Origin of the sequence: Neomegalonema sp., from assembly GCF_028688855.1 — a bacterium.
Lineage (GTDB): Bacteria > Pseudomonadota > Alphaproteobacteria > Rhodobacterales > Rhodobacteraceae > Neomegalonema.
This window is the reverse complement of sequence record NZ_JAQTXI010000027.1, coordinates 25,653-42,948: the sequence shown is the minus strand read 5'-3', so window position 1 is coordinate 42,948 and position 17,296 is coordinate 25,653. Positions and strand designations below refer to the sequence as shown.

Here is a 17,296-nt window from a genome sequence, read left to right as displayed (position 1 = left end):
AATCTCCGGCCTTTCCGCGTCGCGAGGCGGCGTAGACGCCCACCGGCAGCGCCACCCCGACCGAAATCGCCATGGAGAGCAGCGCCAGAGGCAGGGTCACCATGACGCGCGGCCCCAGCAATTCGCTGATCGGCACGGAATAGGTGTAGCTGACGCCGAAATCTCCGGAGGGAAAGCCGCCGATCCAGTCCAGATAGCGCGTCCAGAGCGGAGCGTCGAGGCCGAGCTTCGTCCTCAGGGCGGCGAGGGTCTCCGGCTGGGCGTTCACCCCGAGCATCACCGCCGCCGGATCTCCCGGCAGCACCTGCATCAGCAGGAAGACGATCAGCGAGGCGGCCAGCGTCGTCAGGAGCAGCGAGACGAGACGCCCCAGCACATAGCTCGTCATGCGGGACTCCTTCTGCGCGGCCTTGCAGGCTGCGCGGCCTTGCAGGAAAGCCGGAGCGCCGCGCCTCGGGAGGCGGGCGCTCCGGCCGGGATTCAGAGGGGGCGCGCGGCGGCGCTCACTCGGCCCAACGGACCCTGGTCAGATCGTTGACCGGCAGCGGGAGATTGCTCCAGACGCCCTGGAGCTTCCCGTTGCGCACGCTGATCTTGGGCAGGGCGTAGAGATAGACGTTGGGCTCGTCCGCGGCGAGCTTGCGCTGAAGCTCTCCGAGAAGCTCCAGACGGGCGGCCTCGTCCACGGTTCCGGCGTAATCCCGGTAGAGCGCCTTGTATTCCGGGTCATCATAGTTGTAGTAGTAGAAATCGCGGGCGTAGACGTCGAGGTCCCGGGCTTCGGTGTGGGCGATGATGGTCGCGTCGTAATCGGCGCGCGCGAAGACCTGATCCAGCCATTGCGCGAACTCCACCGGGACGAGATCGACCTGAATCCCCACCTCGGCGAGATAGGCGGCGATCACCTCTCCGCCCCGACGCGCGTAGGCGGGCGGCGGCAGGACGAGCGTGAAGCGCGTTCCGGGCTTCACCCCGGCCTCGGCGAGCAGCGCGCGGGCCTTGTCGGGATCATAGGGGTAGGTTTCGCTGAGGTCCACGTAGCCCGGTTCGGCGGGAGTCTGGTGCGAGCCGATGGGCAATCCGTAGCCCGAGTTCACCGCCTCGACGAAGCTCGGCCGGTCGATGGCGTGGGCCAGAGCCCGACGCACCCGGAGGTCGTCGAAGGGCGCGCGGGCGTTGTTCAGCGACATCATGACCTTGCCGGTCGTCGAGCCGATGTCGACCTGAAGGTCCGGATCCGCCCGCAGCCTTTCGAGAAGCTCGGCGGCCTCGAATTGCCCGAAGTAGTCCACTTCGCCGGAGAGGACCGCCGCCGCCGCCGCCGAAGGATCGCTGATGAACTTGAAGGTCACGGAGGCGAGCGGCGCGGGCTCGCCCCAGTAATCGGGATTGCGCTCCAGCTCGACGCGGTCGCCCTGCACCCAGCGCTTGAAGCGGAAGGGCCCCGTGCCCACCGGATTGGTCTTGTTGGTCTCGGCGGAGGCGGGCGAGATCATCACCGCGTCGCCCCAGCCCATGCCGAAGAGGAAATTCGGCGCCGCCCGCTTGAGCTTCACCACCGCCGTCAGCGGATCGGGGCATTCGGTGCTTTCGATGGGCTCGAAGAGGCCCTTCTGGGCGTTGACCGAATCCGGCGCCACGGCGCGTTCGTAGGAGAACTTCACCACCGAGCAGTCGAAGGGGGCGCCGTCATGGAACTTCACGCCTTCGCGCAGCTTGAACGTGTAAGCCAGATCCTCCGGCGACCACGCCCAGCTCTCCGCGAGGCCGGGCTGCACCGAACCATCCTCGGCGACGCGCACCAGACCCTCGTAGAGGTTGGCGTAGGTCACGCGGCGGATGGCCGAAGCCGCGTTGGCGGTGGGGTCCAGCCCCGGAGGCTCCAGCACTTCGCCTGCAGTGAGGCTGTCCCTGGCGAAGGCGCCTCCCGCCGAGGCGAGCAGAATCGCGCCCGCAAGAGAGGATGCGAAGATCCGCTGCATGTTCAATGTCCTCCTGATGGGAAACCTGCGTCCGTTCATGAGCGCGGGAGCGCCGGACGCAGAAGGCGGGCGCGAGGACAGACCTGACGGGCCCTCCCGCGCGCCGGAACGGCGAGAGCAGCGCGTCCGATCCTGCGCGGTTCCATGAGCATCCGTCGCCGCCCTCCTCAAGAGCCCAGAGGCGCGCGGTCGGGTCTTCGGGGAGGGAGAGCCCGCCGGGCTCCCTTCCTTCGTTCGACCTTCGCCGCGTCGCGCCGGTGAGGATATAGCTTCGGAGCCCGCCGCGCCAAGGAGTCTCTTGTCCTCCGGCCCCGGAAGGTCAGAGGCTCAGGACCGCGCCCGCCGCCGCGAGTCCGAGGACGACCGCCCAGGAGGGCGCCTTCCAGACCATGAGCAGCAGGAAGCCGCCGAGCGCGAGGGCGAAATCCTGCGGCGAGAGCACCGCGCTCGTCCAGACGGGATCGTGCAGCGCCGCGCCCAGCACGCCGACCACCGCGGCGTTGGCGCCGGTCAGGGCGCGCCGGGCGGCGGGTTGGGCGCGCAGCTTCTCCCAGAAGGGCGAAGCCCCGTAGACCAGCAGCAGGCCCGGCGCGAAGACCGCGATCAGCGCGATGGAGGCGCCGAGGGCGCCGTCCGGCGGCGGCCGGGTCAGGGCGCCCAGCCAGGCCGCGAAGGCGAAGAGCGGCCCCGGAACCGCCTGCGCCAGACCATAGCCCGCGAGGAAGGCTTCCTCGTCCACCCATCCCCGCGCCACGGTCTCGGCCTCCAGCAGCGGCAGCACGACATGTCCGCCGCCGAAGACCAGAGCTCCGGCGCGATAGAAGCCGTCGAACAGCGCGATCCCCTGGCTGCGGTCGGCCGCGCCCGTCAGCCCGGGCAGGATCAGCAGGATCGCGAAAAGGGCCAGAGCCGCAAGCCCCTGGCGTCGGGAGGCCGGAAAGCGCAGGCCTCCGCCGGAAGGGGCCTCTCCGGCGCCCAGGAAGAGGAATCCGGCCAGGGCGCCGCAGAGAATCGCGCCGACCTGAGCGAAAGGGCCCCCAAGGAAACTGACGATCCCGACCGCCGCCAGAGCGATCCCGGCGCGCGGGCGATCCGGCGTCAGACTCCGGGCCATGCCCCAGACGGCCTGCGCCACCACGGCCACGGCCACCAGCTTCAGGCCATGCAGCGCCCCCGCCGCCAGAGGCCCCGAGAGGACGGCGGCGCCCGTCGCGCAGGCGAGGAGGACCAGGGCGGAGGGCAGGGTGAAGCCCAGCCAGGCCGCCAGCCCTCCGGAGAGTCCCCCGCTCCGCGAGACGCCGAGCGAAAATCCCACCTGGCTGGAGGTCGGGCCGGGCAGGAACTGGCAGAGCGCGACGAGATCGGCGTAGGCCTGTTCGTCGATCCAGCGGCGTCGCCTGACGAATTCCTCGTGGAAATAGGCGAGATGCGCGACAGGCCCGCCGAAGGAGGTCAGGCCCAGCCTCAGGAAGACGAGGAAGACCTCCGCCGCAGAGCCGGATTTCACAGGCGCCTGGATCATCGCATCCCCTCCGGGCCGCCGGGGGCGGCGATTCGCAGATGAACGGCGAGATCTATCCCGGACTCCGCGTCGTTTCGACGTCAGCCGCCAAAGAGGAGGCCCCCGCTCACAGGCTGGCGGCGGAGACCATGTGGTTGTCCCAGGCGACGTCATGACGGGCCAGAGGCTCCATGGCCTCGGCGGAGAGCCGCCAGAGCGCGCCCGATCCATCCGAGGCGACGAAGCCGCCCTCCAGAGCCGCCAGACCGCAGACGTCGGCCCGGCGATGGGTCGCCAGAGGCGCGCCGCTCCGGTCGAAGATCATGACCGCGCCGCCGCGCGGCGAGGAGATGGCGATCCTCTCGCCCACCGCCGCCACCGAGCCCGCATAGCCCTTCATCGCGAAGAGATCCCCCGGCGCGGCCTCGCAGAGGAGCGGCGCCTCGCCCGGACGCCAGACTCCGAGCAGCGGGACCGCCTCGGCGGGGTCTCCCTGCCATTGCATCGCGAAGGCGACGCCCGTGCCGCCATCGATCAGCGCCAGATGGCGGATGGAGTTCTGACGAAGCTCCTCCTCAAGCTCCATGATTTCGAGGATCTCGCCCTCGGCGGAGAGCAGGGCGAGGTTCGGCTTCATGGTTTCGAGATTCAGCATGGTCCGGTCCGTGGAATCGGTCTGGATGCCGCCATTGGCGACGACGATCCGTCCATCCGCGAGGCGCTTCAGGTCGTGAGGCCCGATCCCGCCGGAGTCCCATTCGCCGATCCGCCGCCAGGTTCCGGCGTCCCAAAGACCGATCCGCCCCGCCGAGCCCTCCGCCACCACTTCGGAGGTCATCAGAAGGCGGCCGTCGGCGGAGAAGGCGCCATGGCCGTTGAACTGCCGCCCCTCGGGCGGAGTCAGACGGCTGAGGACTTCGCCCGTGAAGCAGTCGAGGACCAGCGCGAAGACTCCCGGACGCCGCGCGAAGGCCACGGCCTCGGGGCGCGTCGGATGCGCCGCCGCCGCATGGCCGCGCGCCGGAAGCGGAATCTCGAAGCGGCTGACGCCTCCGGCGCTGAGGCCGTGCAGCACGTAAGCGCCGTCGGGCTTCATCCCGGCGGTCAGCCAAGCCGGCGCCCCGACATCCGCCCATCCGAGCCTCGGCGCCGCGCCCAGACTCGCCAGGCCGACCAGAAATCCGCGCCTCGTGGTCATCGTCAGTCTCCGTCCTGCGAGTTGAACCCGGCGGTCACGCCCAGAGTGGGCGGCATCTCGTCCAGAGCCGTCCGGCGGATCTGGCGGATCAGCCTTTGCAGCTCCTCGATCTTCGGGCGCTCCTCCGCCGAGGCGACTCCGGCGAAGGTCGGATCCTCCAGAGCCTCGGCGGCTTCGATGGCCCGGTCGAAGGCGGAGGCGGTGCGGGCGGCGGTCCCGTCGAGGGTCACCGCCATCTCGCGCAGGGCCTTCAGCGCGAGGGTCAGATTGCGCAGGGAGCGTTCCGAAGCCCGCGCTTCGGCGCGTTCGGGGCGAGGGCGATCCTTCGTCCCGAGGGGGCGGCCCAGCCTCTGGTCGGCCTGGAACTCGATCCCCGCCACGAGCTGCGTGAAGAGCGCCTGAACCGCCTCGCCTGGCGCCAGATAGCGCGTGTTGCCCGGTTCTCCCGCCGTGAGCAGGTTTTGCGCGAAGCCCTCCGGACCCTCCCAGCCCGCGACGAGCTCCTGCGCCAGGCGCGCGAGATCCTGCGTCGTGGCGCGGATCAGCGGGCAGGCGTCGGCCTCCGGCGGGCTGGAGGGATAGAGCAGCCGCTCCAGCCCCGCGAGGCCGCGCGCCGCCACGGATTGTCCGGCGAAGGCTTCGGGCTCCAGAGCGGCGGGATCTCCGGTCAGCAGGGCGCGCTGAGCCCTGCCGCCGAGCCCCTTCGGATCGGGCCAGAAGAGGATCGCGAGGGCGCGTCCCTTCTCCTCCGAGGGGCCGAGATGCAGATGGGACGCCTGCATCCAGGCGTCCCAGGCGGCGTTGAAGGGCGGACGCAGGGCCTCCGGATCGCAGGTCGTCCCGGCCTCCGCCGCGAGGGCCTCGGCGGCGGTCGCGAAGCCCTCGTAGGCGGGCAGGATCCGGCGGTCGACGGCCGCCCCGACATCCGCGAAGGCCGGAGCGGGAAGCCCCGCCAGCAAGAGAAAGGCGAGGATGTGGCGCATGGCTAAAGGCTTTCCAGAAAAGCGATGAGGGCTTCGCGGTCGGGCGTGGGCAGAGCGACGACGGCGTCGCGTTGAGTCTGAGCCTCGCCGCCATGCCAGAGGATCGCCTCCAGCAGGTTGCGGGCGCGGCCGTCATGCAGAAAATAACTATGGCCGGAAACCTGTTGCGTCAGCCCGATCCCCCAGAGCGGCGCGGTGCGCCATTCGCGCCCCGAGGCGCGGCCTTCCGGGCGGTCGTCGGCGAGGCCCTCGCCCATGTCGTGGAGCAGCAGATCCGTATGGGGCCAGATGAGCTGGAAGCTCTGCTCCGGCTGATCCTTCAGGCGATGGGTGACGAATTTCGGGTTATGGCAGCCCGTGCAGTTCAGGCCGTAGAAGATCTCCTTCCCGCGCAGAACCTGCGGATCCTCCACCTTGCGACGCTGGGGAACCGCCAGATTGCGGGCGTAGAAGGTCACGAGATCGAGGCTCGGGCCGTCCACCTCCAGCCCCTCGCGGACCTCCGGCTCCTGACCGTGAGGCGCGGCGCGGCAAGCGGACTGGGCCTCCGTGCATTCGCCCCAAGGATCGGGAAACAGCGGCGTCGAGAGTCCCATGTCGCCCGAGAAGGCGGAGGCCGATTGCTCGCGCACGGTGGCGATCCCCGCCTTGTGCCCGAAGCGCCCGAGCATGGGCTTGCCGAACTCCCCCCCGAACTCCAGGGAGGGAACGATGGAGGCGCGTCCGGAGATCCCGTCGCCGTCTGCGTCCTCGGGATCGGCCAGCGCGAGGATGTCCGCCGCCGGAATCGCCTCCAGAAGCCCGAGTCCGATCATCTGCGGCGCCACGCGCGGCGACAGCTGAAGCTCCGCATGAGGCGGGCCGTAGCCCGGATCGCCCAGAGCGTAGGTCGGCTTGCGCAGCGAGACCACGGTCCCGTCCGCGAGGGTCACGGGGATTTCCTCATAAGAAATCTCCATTCGCCCTTCCGCCGCGAGGCCGGAGGCGGCGAAATCCTGCAACTGATGGCCGTAGGTCGGGTCCGGCGAGGTCGCCAGCCATTCCTGAATCTCCATGGGCGTCGGTCCGCCGGGGATCGAGAGCCGCAGGAACATCGAGACCGCCGAATCCTCGGGGCTCTCCGGGGGATGGCCGCGCCCGTCCTTGAGGTGGCAATCCTGACAGCCCCGCGCGTTGTAGAGCGGCCCGAGCCCGTCCGAGGCCCTGGTGGAGGAGGGGGCCGCCACCCAGGTCTTGCGGAACAGCGCGTTGCCGAGCTTGAAATCCATCTCGCGGGCGAAGGGCATGTTCGCCGAGGAGAGCGAAAAGGCGTCGGCGTTCTCGCGGGCGCGCACGGTCGCGGCGCCGCCCTGCATGGCCTCGAAGGCTTCGGCCCTGGAGAAATCCTGCGTCGGGGCCTGAATGGTCTCGATCCGCGTCCGCTCCGCAGGCGTGCGGGGGACGACGGGAAGATGCGGATCCTCCAGACCTTGCGCGGCGGCCCAGCCCCCTGCGAGGCTTGAGGCGAGAAGGAGGGCGGCCGCCTTCCTTCTCCGTGATGTCGTCATGGCGGCTTCGCCTCCTCGGTCCCTTCGCCTCCGGGTTCCGGGACGCCTTTCAGCGCCCCGGAGCCTTCTCCGCTTACTGGAAGACGGCGTTGGGATTGTCGAGGCTGTCGGAGCCCTCGAATTCGACCTTCGTCAGGCCGAGGACGTTCATGGCGCGCTCGATGGAGGCGGTCTGCGTCACGAGGGCGTCGACGGCGCCCATGATCAGAGCCTCGCCCTCGGCGTTGCCCGGCGCGAGCATCTGGTCATAGGCCATTTCGCCGGAATCGGCCCTGGCCTTGAGCGCCGCGAGCTTCTCCACGCTGGCGTCGAGCTCGGCCTTGAGCTGGGCGTCCACGGCGGGATCGGCGGCCGCGACCAGCTCCGAGAGCGAGGGGCCGGAAAGAACCGAGCCGTCCACGCGGGCGTAGCTGCCGAGATAGACGTTCCGGATGCCGAGGCCGTCGTAGTAATGGCTGTTGTGGGTGTTGTCGGAGAAGCAGTCATGCTCCTCCTCGGGATCATGGAGCATCAGGCCGAGCTTCATGCGCTCGCCCGCCTGCTCGCCATAGGAGAGCGAGCCCATGCCGGTCAGCATGGCGGTCAGACCCGCCTGAGGATCTTCGGTCACGGCCTTGCGGGCCTCGCCGTCCTCGGCCCATTGCGCGACGATATATTCCAGATCCGAGATGAGCAGATCCGTCGCGGCGGTCAGATAGGCGGCGCGACGGTCGCAATTCCCGTTGGTGCAGGCTTCGCCCTGGGCGTAGTCGGTCCAGGGGCGGTCTCCGGAGCCGGCCTCGACGCCGTTCAGGTCCTGACCCCAGAGCAGGAATTCGACGGCGTGATAGCCCGAAGCCACGTTGGCCTCGATTCCGTCGGCCTCATGCAGGGTTTCGCCGATGAGCGCGGGCGTGATCTCGGCCGCGTCGATCTCGGTCCCGGCGATGGAGAATTCCGGATGGGCGATCACGTTCAGCGTATAGAGCGGGTTCTCCTCGCTCTCTCCGTAAGAGGCGTCGACGTAGTCGATCAGGCCCTCGTCGAGGGGCCAGGCGTTCACCTTGCCCTCCCAGTCGTCGACGATGGGGTTGCCGAAGCGCCAGGCCTCCGACTGCTGATAGGGGACGCGCGCGGCCAGCCAGGCGGCGCGGGCGGCGGCGAGCGTCTCGGCGGAAGGCGATGCGGTCAGAGCCCCCACCGCCTCGCGCAGGCTCCGCGCCGTGGAGAGGCTGTCGGAATAGACGGCTTCCGCGAGGTCGGCGTAGGTCTTGACGACGGCCGCGGGCTCGGCCGCCAGAGCGGGCGCGGTCAGGGAGGAGCAGGCGAAGAGCGCGCCGAGCAGGCGAATGGATTTCACGATGGGTCTCCGGGTTCTGTCGGGTCAGGCCGCCGTCATGGCGTGAGGGCTGTCCTGGGCGTCCGATCCGCAGGCCGGAGGACGTTCGGAGGGGCTGTCGCGTCAGAGGCTCGATGATCGACAATAGCCCTCGGGAATTCAGGGGGCAATCTCCGGTTCGCGCGCGCCTCGTCTTCGCCCGTCCGCAACAGGGGCTCCTGCTCTCCGGTCTGCTCCCGAAGGCGCGCGGATGGAGTCCCGCATGTCGGCGGCCGCCGGGGATCCAGGACGTCTCCGGACAAGCCCATCCCCTCAAGCGGCCCGCCTCTTACGGCGCGGAGCCTTCCTCCCCTTCGTGATGTTGAACTCCGCAGCGGTGTCGCGAGGCGCCGCCGATGCCCGGATTGAAGCTGTTGGTCGGATCCAGCGCCGCGTAATGCGCGGCCAGAGCGGGTTTCGCCTTGTAGATATGCCCGACGTTATGCTCCGCCGGATATTCCGCCCCGCGCGCGTCGAGGAGCTTCAGCATGGCCGCCTTCAACGCCTTGGGATCCGCTCCCTTCTTCACCACGTAATCCTGATGCAGCACGTGGCACAGGAAATGCCCGTAATAAAGCCGATGGCTGAACTGCCCTGCGATCTCGGGGGGCAATTGCTCGAACCACTCGGCGTCGTTGCGGCGCAGGGCGATGTCCAGCGCCAGAATCTCCTCGACCTCCCGCGCATGCACCGCCCCGTAGCGCACGGCCGCCCCCGCCGCCGCGAAACGATGCAGCATGGCCTTCTTCGCCTCGGCGGCGTCGCAGAGGAACCAGCCCTCGCCGACCGTCGCCCGCAGCAGAGCTTCGGTCCGGGTCGCGCTGGGCCCCGTCACCTTCAGGATCAGATGATGCTCGTAGGCCTCGCGAAAGGCGAGCATGCGTTTCGGCAGAGCCTCGGGAACCAGCCGGGACAAGCCCTGCATCACGCGGTCCGCCAGATTGCGCGGCAGGAAACGCAGCTTGTTCAGCCGTGCGTCGACCGCCCCCTTCAGCGCGAAGAACATCGGCAGACGATCCGTGCCCAGCCAATGGATCATCAGCAGCACGTCCTTGCCATAGCGGCGCGCGACGTCGAAGCAATCGCGATGCATGTATTCGCCGCTGACGGGAAGTTCAGGCAGCTCGGTGAGCAGGCCCCGCCTCAGGCGCGCCAGAGCGGCGGCGTCGTTGGAGCCGACGTAATAGACCCTGGTCGCGGCGTCGGTCGGGAAGCTGTCCAGCCGCACGGCGAAGACCGCGACCTTGCCCGCCGAACCCGAAGCCTCGTAAAGCCCGCGCGGATCGGCGTTGAAACGCGCGGGCGTCTCGGCGTCGACCTCGCGCACCCGGGCGGCGTATCCGTCGTCCGAGGCGCGGCCCGCGTCATGGCGCAGGGCGGCTGCGGGGATCTCGCCGCGATCCAGCCGGCCGAGGATCTCCTCCGGCGTCTCGCCCAGATAGATCCCCAGATGATTGACCAGACGCAAGGCCCCGTCGGCGCCCCTTTGCGCGTAGAGCGCAAGTTCGGTGTAGACCGGTCCGTGCCGAACCAGAGATCCGCCCGAATTGTTGCAGACTCCGCCCACGATCGAGGCGCCGATGCAGGAGGAGCCGATCACCGAATGGGCTTGCCGTCCGACGCCCGCGAGCAGCTTCTCCAGCCGGAACAGGGTTCCGCCGGGCAGACTCAGCACCTGTCGTCCGCCGTCGAGCAGGTGGATGGCGTCCAGCCGCAGGGTGGAGATGATCGCGACCGGGCGGTCATATTCGCCCTTCGGCGTGGATCCTTCGGTCAATCCGGTGTTGGCGGCCTGCATGATGACGATCAGGTCCGCAGCCACGAGGACTTGCAGCACGCGCCACATCTCGATCAGGCTGCCGGGGATCGCCACGAGCGCGGCCTCGCCCTCGCCCGAGCGGAAACCCTTGCGGAAACGCTCGGTCGCGCGCGCGCCGGTCAGGCAATGGCGCGGCCCGACGATCGCCGTCACTTCACGGATCAGAGGCGCAAGCTCCATGGTTCCTCCCCCCTCATCCGCCGCCATGGACCGACGAGACAATTTCACTCTTCTGGTTCTGCGGAGAATAGGCGTCTGCGGCGCCGAGAGGTAGCACCCCGATAATACAGGACGCGATTTTCCCCCTCCCGCTGTCCGGGTCTGCGTGCGGAGCGCGCCGGGTCTGGCGCGGGCCTCGTCACCCGAAGGTGCGCCGGATGCCGAGGGCCTTGAGCTTGCGGTAAAGCGTGGGGCGCGACACGCCCAGCACGGCGGCGACCCGCGTCAGGTTGCCTTCCTCGCTGACCAGCGCCCGGCGGATCGCCCGCGCCTCGACGTCGTTCAGGCTTTCCGGCTCCGAGGGGGCCTTGTGTCCGGCGCTTGCGGCCAGAGCGGCGGGGCCGCCCTCGGTTCCGCGCGTCAGGATGGCGGGGAGATCGGATTCGACGATGGCCGTCCCCTGCGCCATCAGATAGATGCGCTCGAAGACGTTGCGCATCTCGCGCACGTTGCCCGGCCAGGAATAGGCCAGCAGCCGGTCGAGGATCGAATCCGGCAGATCCAGCGGATCCCGGCTCAGGCGTTCGGCGGCCATCCTGTTGAAATGATCCGCCAGAAGGGGGATGTCGCCGCGCCGCTCGCGCAGCGGCGGGACTTCGATGGTGACGGTCCCGATGCGGAAATACAGATCGCGGCGGAAGCGGCCGAGCTCGACCTCCTGCCCGAGATCGCGGTTGGTCATGGCCACCAGCTGCACGTCCACCTGACGCCTGCGCGAACAGCCGATGCGATAGACCGCGCGCTGCTCCAGCACCCGCAGGAGATAAGGCTGAAGATCGAGCGGCATCTCGCCGATTTCGTCGAGGCAGAGAAGGCCGCCGTCGGCCTGCTCCAGCTTGCCCGCCTTGCCTTCGCGCGTGGCGCCGGTGAAGGCTCCGGCGACATGGCCGAAGAGCTCGGAGCCGAAGAGCTCCGAGGAGATCGCGCCGCAGTTCAGCGTGATGAAGGGCCCCTGGCCGCGGCGCTTGCCGCCGGAATGCACGAGGCGGGCGAACAGCTCCTTGCCGACGCCGGTTTCGCCCTGGATCAGCACCGAGGCCCCCGCGCCCGCCGCGCGACGGGCCAGCTCGATGGCCTCGACGAAGGCCTGGTCATGGCCGATCATCGTCAGGGCGTCGGCGCCGACTCCGGCCCGCGCGGGGATGACCAGAGGAGCGGATTTCGGAGGCTGCGGCCGCGCCGTCCGGCGCGAGGAGACGATCAGCGCGGCGCCGCCGAATTCGCCGCCGAGCAGCAGCCGCTGGATCCGGCTGGGCTGCAGATGCGGGGGCATGGCCTTCGCGATCTCGTGGTCGCTCATGGAGTCCGAGAGGGCGATCAGTTGCCGCCCCTGCGCCAGATCGCCGAATTTCGCGCCGCCGCGCTGATACATCGCCCGCCCCATCTGGTCGAGGATGACCACCGCGTCGTCCTGTTCGGGGATGATCCCGGAATCGAAGAAGGCTTCGAGCAGGCGGGCCCGGCGCGCCTGATAGCGCTCGGCGAGGCTGGTCTCGATCTTCTGCGCCACCGCGGCGATCATCGCGACGTTATGGGGGCGGAAGATGCTCGGCGAGCCCGACAGATCGACCAGACCCGCCGTCGCGCCGTCCACCGGATCGCGGATCGGAGCGGCCGCGCAGGTCCAGGTCTTGATGCCCTGACAGAAATGCTCCGAGGCGTGGACGATGGTCGGACGCCCCGTCCGCAAGGCGGTGCCGATGGCGTTGGTGCCGATCACGGCTTCGTCCCAGTTGCCGCCGTTCACCAGATGTATGCTGCGCGCGGCTTCGCGCGTGCGGGTGTCGCCGACCTGTTCGAGCACCAGGCCTTCGGCGTCGGTCAGCATGACCAGAGCCTCGGCTTCGGCCAGAAGCGGGCCGATCTTGGCGAAGGGGCCTTCGGCGGCGCTTCTCAGTTCGGCGTTGCGCTTGCGCGCTTCTTCAAGGCGGTCGTGGCTTTCGTCCAGCGGAGCCAGCTTCGCGTTGGCGTCGATCCCCAGAGCGAGGCTGCGGGACCAGGATTCGAGGATCTCGCGCCGGACGCCCGAGATCTGGCTGCGCTCCAGATCCCGGTAGGTGAGGAAATCCTCCCATGCGCGCATGGTCGCGCGCTGGTCGAGCCAGTCGTCGAACATGCCCGTCCGGGTGTGAAAACCCGTCGCCAGATCAATCATTCAGCCCTCCCATTGGCTGAGGCGCATGACGTCGCCCTTGCGGTCGGGCTCTCATTCGAGCGTAGCGAGAGCTTCTACGGGAGAGGGAGAGGCCGGAGCCTGCTCCTGCGTGGTCTCCGTCTGACCGGGCCCGATCTTCGGGGCCCGGTCCCGGAGCCCGATCTCAGAGATAGCCCAGGCGTCGGGCGATCTCCTCGGCCAGGAGGCTTTCGGGACAGGCCTCGTCGATGATCTGCCCGTCCAGCTCCTCGATGGGGGCCAGGACGTCGGGGGGCAGCCCCGAGAGGAAGCCGTTGAGCGTGGTGGCGAGGGCGAAGTAGCGCAGGCCGTCGCGCCAGCGGATCTCGCCCAGCAGATGCGCTTGCCGCCCGGTGTCGCCGTCATAGGCGATCACGCGGTTGTTGACGCTGACCTTCACCCGCAGATCGGCGCCTTCGTCGGGCTTCCCCGGGCCATAGGCGCCGAAATGGCGGATGATCTTGCCCTCGGGCTCGGGCTGGGCCGGGCCGGCGGCGCGCGCCGCCTTGTTGGCGCTGTAGCCGCCCTGGGTCAACTGATCCGCGAGTCGGGTGATGGTCGCGCGATTCTTGCCGATCAGATGGCGCGCACGCTCATCCTCGCGACGGGGCCCGTCGCGCTTGGAAATGATCTCGATCATGGCACCTCCCTTGCCAGTGATCTATGTGGCGGACCCCGATGGACCAAGCTTATGGCGCAGATCTTCATCGCTGCAGTTCAACAGCCCACAAGGACGCATGACCGAAACTCGACGATCATGAGCGCCGCATAAGGTGACACCAACCGATCCCCTTTTCAAGCCACTTCGCGAGATCCGGCCTCCGGGGGAGCGGGAGGCCTCCGGGGGGACGGGGCGCAAGGCCTTGTCCGGGGCTCGAAAAATCTCCGCGCTCCCAGGCGCGGACAGGGCCTGGACCGCGCGCGGAGCCGCCTCCCGCGCAGGTTCCCGCGCAGGAGCCGCGGCCTGTCCGGGGGGTGGGGAGGGCTCGCTCCGCCGGGGCTGCGGCGGCTCTCCGAAGGGTCTCCGGCGCGGGGCGGAAGTCCGCCGCGTCCGCCTTCGTCCCGGGCCTCGCCGCTGCGTTCCGGGGGCGGGAGGCCGTCGGAGCCGCCGCTTTCGCCCTCTGCGGCGAGGGGGCGATTCGCGGTCGGGGAAGGTCTCGCCTCCGCGGGCAAATCACGCGGCGGCGCAGCATGTAAATCATCCGCGAAGATGCAATAGAACGATGATACGAAACATTACGTTTGTAACGAAAAAGGCCCGTTTTCATCTTTCGAATCTTCGATCCGGGCGTCCATAATCTGTTTTGCGCCGATTCTTTTCTGTTATGATCGAAGAAGACGCCTCGCCAGAAGGCGCGATCACGGCAAGGGAGGCCGAATTGCTTTCATCACCCGATCTCCAGCGGCGCAGAGTCTGACATGCGGACTCCGCCGCCTCTCCTGACCGGCGGCCCTGTCGTCAGGAGGCGACCCTCCGGCCGCAGGCTCCCGTCGAGCCCGCCGGAAGGGTCGCGGGCCGCGCTCCGCCCGCGCGGAGCCTCAATGCTTGCGGTCCGACTGCGCCGGGCCGGGCAGGAAGGACCAGACCGCCCCGAGATCCTCGCGCATCAGCCGGTGCGCGGCGGCCAGAAGCCGGTCGCGCTCCGCGTCGGACAGGCCGTCCAGCGCGGCCTGCAGCCCGTCTCCGCCCTCCTCCGCCGCGAGCGCGACGGGGTGAGCCTCGCCCAGTTGATCGGCGGCGGCGCGGGCGAGAGCGGCCTTCAGCCGGACGCGGGGGTCTTCGATCACAGCGCATCCTCATGCAGGGGGCTTCATTCAGAGCCGGACAGGAGGACAGGATGACGGCGCCGCTCCGCACGAAGCAAGAGATTCTCGAAGACCAGTTCCGGCTGACCGCCCGGCTCTCCGGCATGACCGGGGAATATCACCGGCGGCTGCAGAAACTTTCCGCCGCGGGCTTCGCCCGCCAGCTCGCCGAACACCAGGGCGACGCCGCCGCCTTCGAACAGGCCGGGCGCGACGAGGCCGAGGCTCAGGCCGAAGCCGACCGGATCGACGAGACGATCCGGTCTCTGGAACAGGAACTCAACGCGCTGGCCCGGGAGCTTGCGGCGCAACGCTGAAGGATCGCATCATGGCTCAGACGCTTTCTCCGCCTCCCCCGGCTCCGGCCCCGACCGCGAACACGGCTCTGTTCGACCTGCTGGCGCGCAGCTGGACGCTGGAGGCGCCGGTCTCCTCGATCGTGATGGACCGCGCAGGCAAGACCGCCGCCTTCGTCCTCGCGGACGGGCGCGTGGCTCTGGCGCCGCTGGACGAGGAGGAATCGTCGATCTCCCGCCTGCACATCGAGGGAGACACCGGACGCAGCGCCATCAGGCCGCGCAAGAATCCGCCCGCGCGCCCGACGCTGACTCCGCCCCTCTGCGAGGGCGCGCCTTTCCTCGTTCCTTCGGCGGGGCTCGGCTTCATCGCGGGCACGCCCGCCGGCGAGATCCTCCGCGTGACGCCGCGTGGACAGACGATCCCTCTGGCGAAGGGCGGAGAGCCCCTGACCGCCCTCGCCTCCGACGGGCGAGGCCGCCTGGGGCTGGCGCATGAGGGCTCCGTCCGGCTGGTCGAGGAGGAGGGGCTCGCGAAGCTGCGCAGCCTGCTGACTCCCGGAGCGGCCAGGGCGCTGGCCTTCGCGCCCGGTCCGGCGGGCGACGGATCGCGCCTCGCCATCCAGCTTGAAGGGCGGCTTCTGCTCTGGTCGCCGGACGGCGAAGTCGAGGATCTGCCGCTGGGCGGGGTCGGGCCTCTGGCCTTTTCGCCCGGAGGGGCCTGGCTCGCGGGCGCCGACGAGGCCGAAGGATTCTGGCTGCGGCGCATGGCCGACGGCGCCAGCGGAAGGCTTGGTCCTTTCCGCGCCCGGCCCGCCGCCCTGACCTTCACCGCGCGGGATCGCGAGGTCTTCGCCTCGGGCGCCTTCCGGGCGGCCGGATGGTCTCTGGAGACGCCGCCGCTTGAGGATCCGGGCCTCGGCGCGCTGCGCAGCGGCCGCGCGTCTCTGGTTCTGGTCGAGCGGGTCGCGGCTCATCCGAAGCTTCATCTCCTCGCCTGCGGCGCGGCGGATGGAACCGTGACGCTGACGCGGCCCGGTCAGGCCGACGAACTGACGCTGCGGCTCGGCGAGGGCGAGGCGGTCGGCGCCCTGGCCTGGTCGCCCTGCGGCCTGCATCTGGCCATCGGCGCCGGAGCCGGCTTCGCCGCTCTGGCGACCCTGCCGCCCCAGATGTTCAAATGACGATCAAGGAGGACAAGCCCATGAAACAGCCCGAAACGGCCGCCCCGCCCGCAGAGACCGGCGAAGACGCCAGCAAGGATCAGTTCTTCGCCCGCGTGGCCGAGCTCTCGGAAGAGATGATCCTGGCGCATGGCAAGGACTTCGCCATGGGGACGCTGGTTCTCGCCGCCCGCTGGATCGCCGCCGACCGCATCAAGGGCGCTCCGGGCCGCCACTGAGCGGAGGACCGGCGAGGAGGTCGGCGCCTGCGGGGTCTTCGCGTCCCCTCAGGCTCCAGCGCAGCTGATCCAGCAGGATGTCGCGCGACAGGACCGCATAGCGCAGGAGCCTCGCCTCCCGGGCGGCGGGGCCTGCGGCGGCCGCGATCCGCGTCAGATCCTCCGTCAGGCGCAGCTCCAGAAGATGCGCCCAGGCGCAGAGTTCGTGCAGCCGGTAGGTCACGAATTCGAGGCAGTCCCGGGCCATCGGATCTTCGGTCCAGCCGCCTCGCCCGGCTCCCCGGCTCCGGCCCAGGGGAGAGCTGTGGATCGCGCTGCCCAGAAGGGTCAGCACCTCGCGCCGCCAGCGACCGTAATGGGTGCCGTCGGTGTGGTCGAGGCCGATGGCGTAGAGCTTTTCGGCCACGAAGCGGAAGGCCCGTCCGCCCGCGATGTGGCGGCGCCAGAAGTCGTTGGCCTCGTCGCTCGTGCGGCAGGCGACGAAATCCGCCGCCAGCCGGGGCCGAAGCAACAGCGCCAGAGTCATGTCCACGTCTTCCGAAACCGAACGGGCCAGTTGCAGGGCGGGGGTGGTGTAGCCTTCCAGAACCAGCAGGCGCAGGGCGCCCAGAGTCTCCTGCATCCGCCCGCTCAGGGCCGCGATGGCGCTCAGCTGGGTTTGAGTCAGGGCCAGCCCCTCGACTCCCTGTCCGGCCTGACAGATCCGGTTCAGCCCGATCAGCCAGATCAGCGCCTGATCGAAGAGGCAAAGTCCGTCATGGCTCCGCATGGCCTGCGCGGAGGCGCCGTCGGACTGCGTCGCGAGTCCCGGCAGGCCGCCGACGCATTCGCCCCAGATCCGGTCGAGATCCAGCCCGCGCGACGACCATAACTGCCGGATCCGCGCCGCCAGCGGCGGCGAGATCCGGACGTAAAACCGCTCGGGACCGGAAAAGGGATTGGACGCCATGGTCAAGCCGGGGGCTCCGTCGCAAGAGGGACCCGGCGAGCTTAACCTCGGGAGGAAGCGCAAT

Annotated in this window: 15 protein-coding genes; 3 read left to right on the top strand and 12 right to left on the bottom strand. The window is 69.5% G+C overall.

Annotated elements, in window-relative coordinates; translation table 11 throughout:
- From PHN62_RS15620 to PHN62_RS15570, 11 genes are all read right to left on the bottom strand, one after another.
- A partial coding sequence (locus tag PHN62_RS15620; protein ID WP_300152266.1) for an ABC transporter permease occupies positions 1-388 on the bottom strand: 388 nt, incomplete at its 3' end.
- A gap of 115 nt (positions 389-503) precedes the next feature.
- A complete protein-coding gene (locus PHN62_RS15615; protein ID WP_300152264.1) occupies positions 504-1,982 on the bottom strand; it encodes an ABC transporter substrate-binding protein in 1,479 nt (492 codons plus the stop codon).
- 319 nt (positions 1,983-2,301) lie between these two features.
- A complete protein-coding gene (gene chrA, locus PHN62_RS15610; RefSeq protein ID WP_300152262.1) occupies positions 2,302-3,504 on the bottom strand; it encodes a chromate efflux transporter in 1,203 nt (400 codons plus the stop codon).
- Positions 3,505-3,610: 106 nt separating this feature from the next.
- A complete protein-coding gene (locus PHN62_RS15605; RefSeq protein WP_300152260.1) occupies positions 3,611-4,681 on the bottom strand; it encodes a DUF1513 domain-containing protein in 1,071 nt (356 codons plus the stop codon).
- A 2-nt stretch (positions 4,682-4,683) separates the two neighbouring features.
- Positions 4,684-5,664 carry an imelysin family protein gene (locus PHN62_RS15600; protein WP_300152259.1) on the bottom strand — a complete coding sequence of 327 codons (981 nt, stop codon included), beginning with the start codon at positions 5,662-5,664 and terminating at the stop codon, positions 4,684-4,686.
- A gap of 2 nt (positions 5,665-5,666) precedes the next feature.
- Positions 5,667-7,211, bottom strand: a complete 1,545-nt coding sequence (locus tag PHN62_RS15595; protein ID WP_300152256.1) for a di-heme oxidoredictase family protein — start codon at positions 7,209-7,211, stop codon at positions 5,667-5,669.
- 73 nt (positions 7,212-7,284) lie between these two features.
- Positions 7,285-8,550 carry an imelysin family protein gene (locus tag PHN62_RS15590; RefSeq protein ID WP_300152254.1) on the bottom strand — a complete coding sequence of 422 codons (1,266 nt, stop codon included), beginning with the start codon at positions 8,548-8,550 and terminating at the stop codon, positions 7,285-7,287.
- Positions 8,551-8,857: 307 nt separating this feature from the next.
- Positions 8,858-10,567, bottom strand: a complete 1,710-nt coding sequence (gene dld, locus PHN62_RS15585; protein WP_300152252.1) for a D-lactate dehydrogenase — start codon at positions 10,565-10,567, stop codon at positions 8,858-8,860.
- 178 nt (positions 10,568-10,745) lie between these two features.
- A complete protein-coding gene (locus PHN62_RS15580; RefSeq protein WP_300152250.1) occupies positions 10,746-12,761 on the bottom strand; it encodes a sigma-54-dependent Fis family transcriptional regulator in 2,016 nt (671 codons plus the stop codon).
- 163 nt (positions 12,762-12,924) lie between these two features.
- Positions 12,925-13,419 (bottom strand): hypothetical protein, encoded by a 495-nt coding sequence (locus tag PHN62_RS15575; protein ID WP_300152248.1) that lies wholly within the window; start codon positions 13,417-13,419, stop codon positions 12,925-12,927.
- Between the two features lie 899 nt (positions 13,420-14,318).
- Positions 14,319-14,567, bottom strand: coding sequence for a hypothetical protein (locus PHN62_RS15570; protein ID WP_300152246.1), 249 nt, complete (start codon positions 14,565-14,567; stop codon positions 14,319-14,321).
- Between the two features lie 50 nt (positions 14,568-14,617).
- On the opposite strand from PHN62_RS15570, the gene PHN62_RS15565 reads away from it, so the two are divergent.
- The 3 genes from PHN62_RS15565 to PHN62_RS15555 are packed head-to-tail and all read left to right on the top strand — an operon-like array spanning position 14,618 to position 16,283.
- Positions 14,618-14,902, top strand: a complete 285-nt coding sequence (locus PHN62_RS15565; RefSeq protein ID WP_300152244.1) for a hypothetical protein — start codon at positions 14,618-14,620, stop codon at positions 14,900-14,902.
- Between the two features lie 11 nt (positions 14,903-14,913).
- Positions 14,914-16,065 carry a hypothetical protein gene (locus tag PHN62_RS15560; RefSeq protein WP_300152242.1) on the top strand — a complete coding sequence of 384 codons (1,152 nt, stop codon included), beginning with the start codon at positions 14,914-14,916 and terminating at the stop codon, positions 16,063-16,065.
- 20 nt (positions 16,066-16,085) lie between these two features.
- Positions 16,086-16,283, top strand: a complete 198-nt coding sequence (locus tag PHN62_RS15555) for a hypothetical protein (RefSeq protein ID WP_300152240.1) — start codon at positions 16,086-16,088, stop codon at positions 16,281-16,283.
- Here the strand turns inward: PHN62_RS15555 and PHN62_RS15550 are convergent.
- The gene (locus PHN62_RS15550; RefSeq protein ID WP_300152238.1) at positions 16,258-17,238 is read right to left on the bottom strand and encodes a hypothetical protein; all 981 of its coding nucleotides are present in this window, start codon (positions 17,236-17,238) and stop codon (positions 16,258-16,260) included. The two genes, PHN62_RS15555 and PHN62_RS15550, sit on opposite strands and share 26 nt — an antisense overlap.
- Positions 17,239-17,296 lie beyond the last annotated feature (58 nt).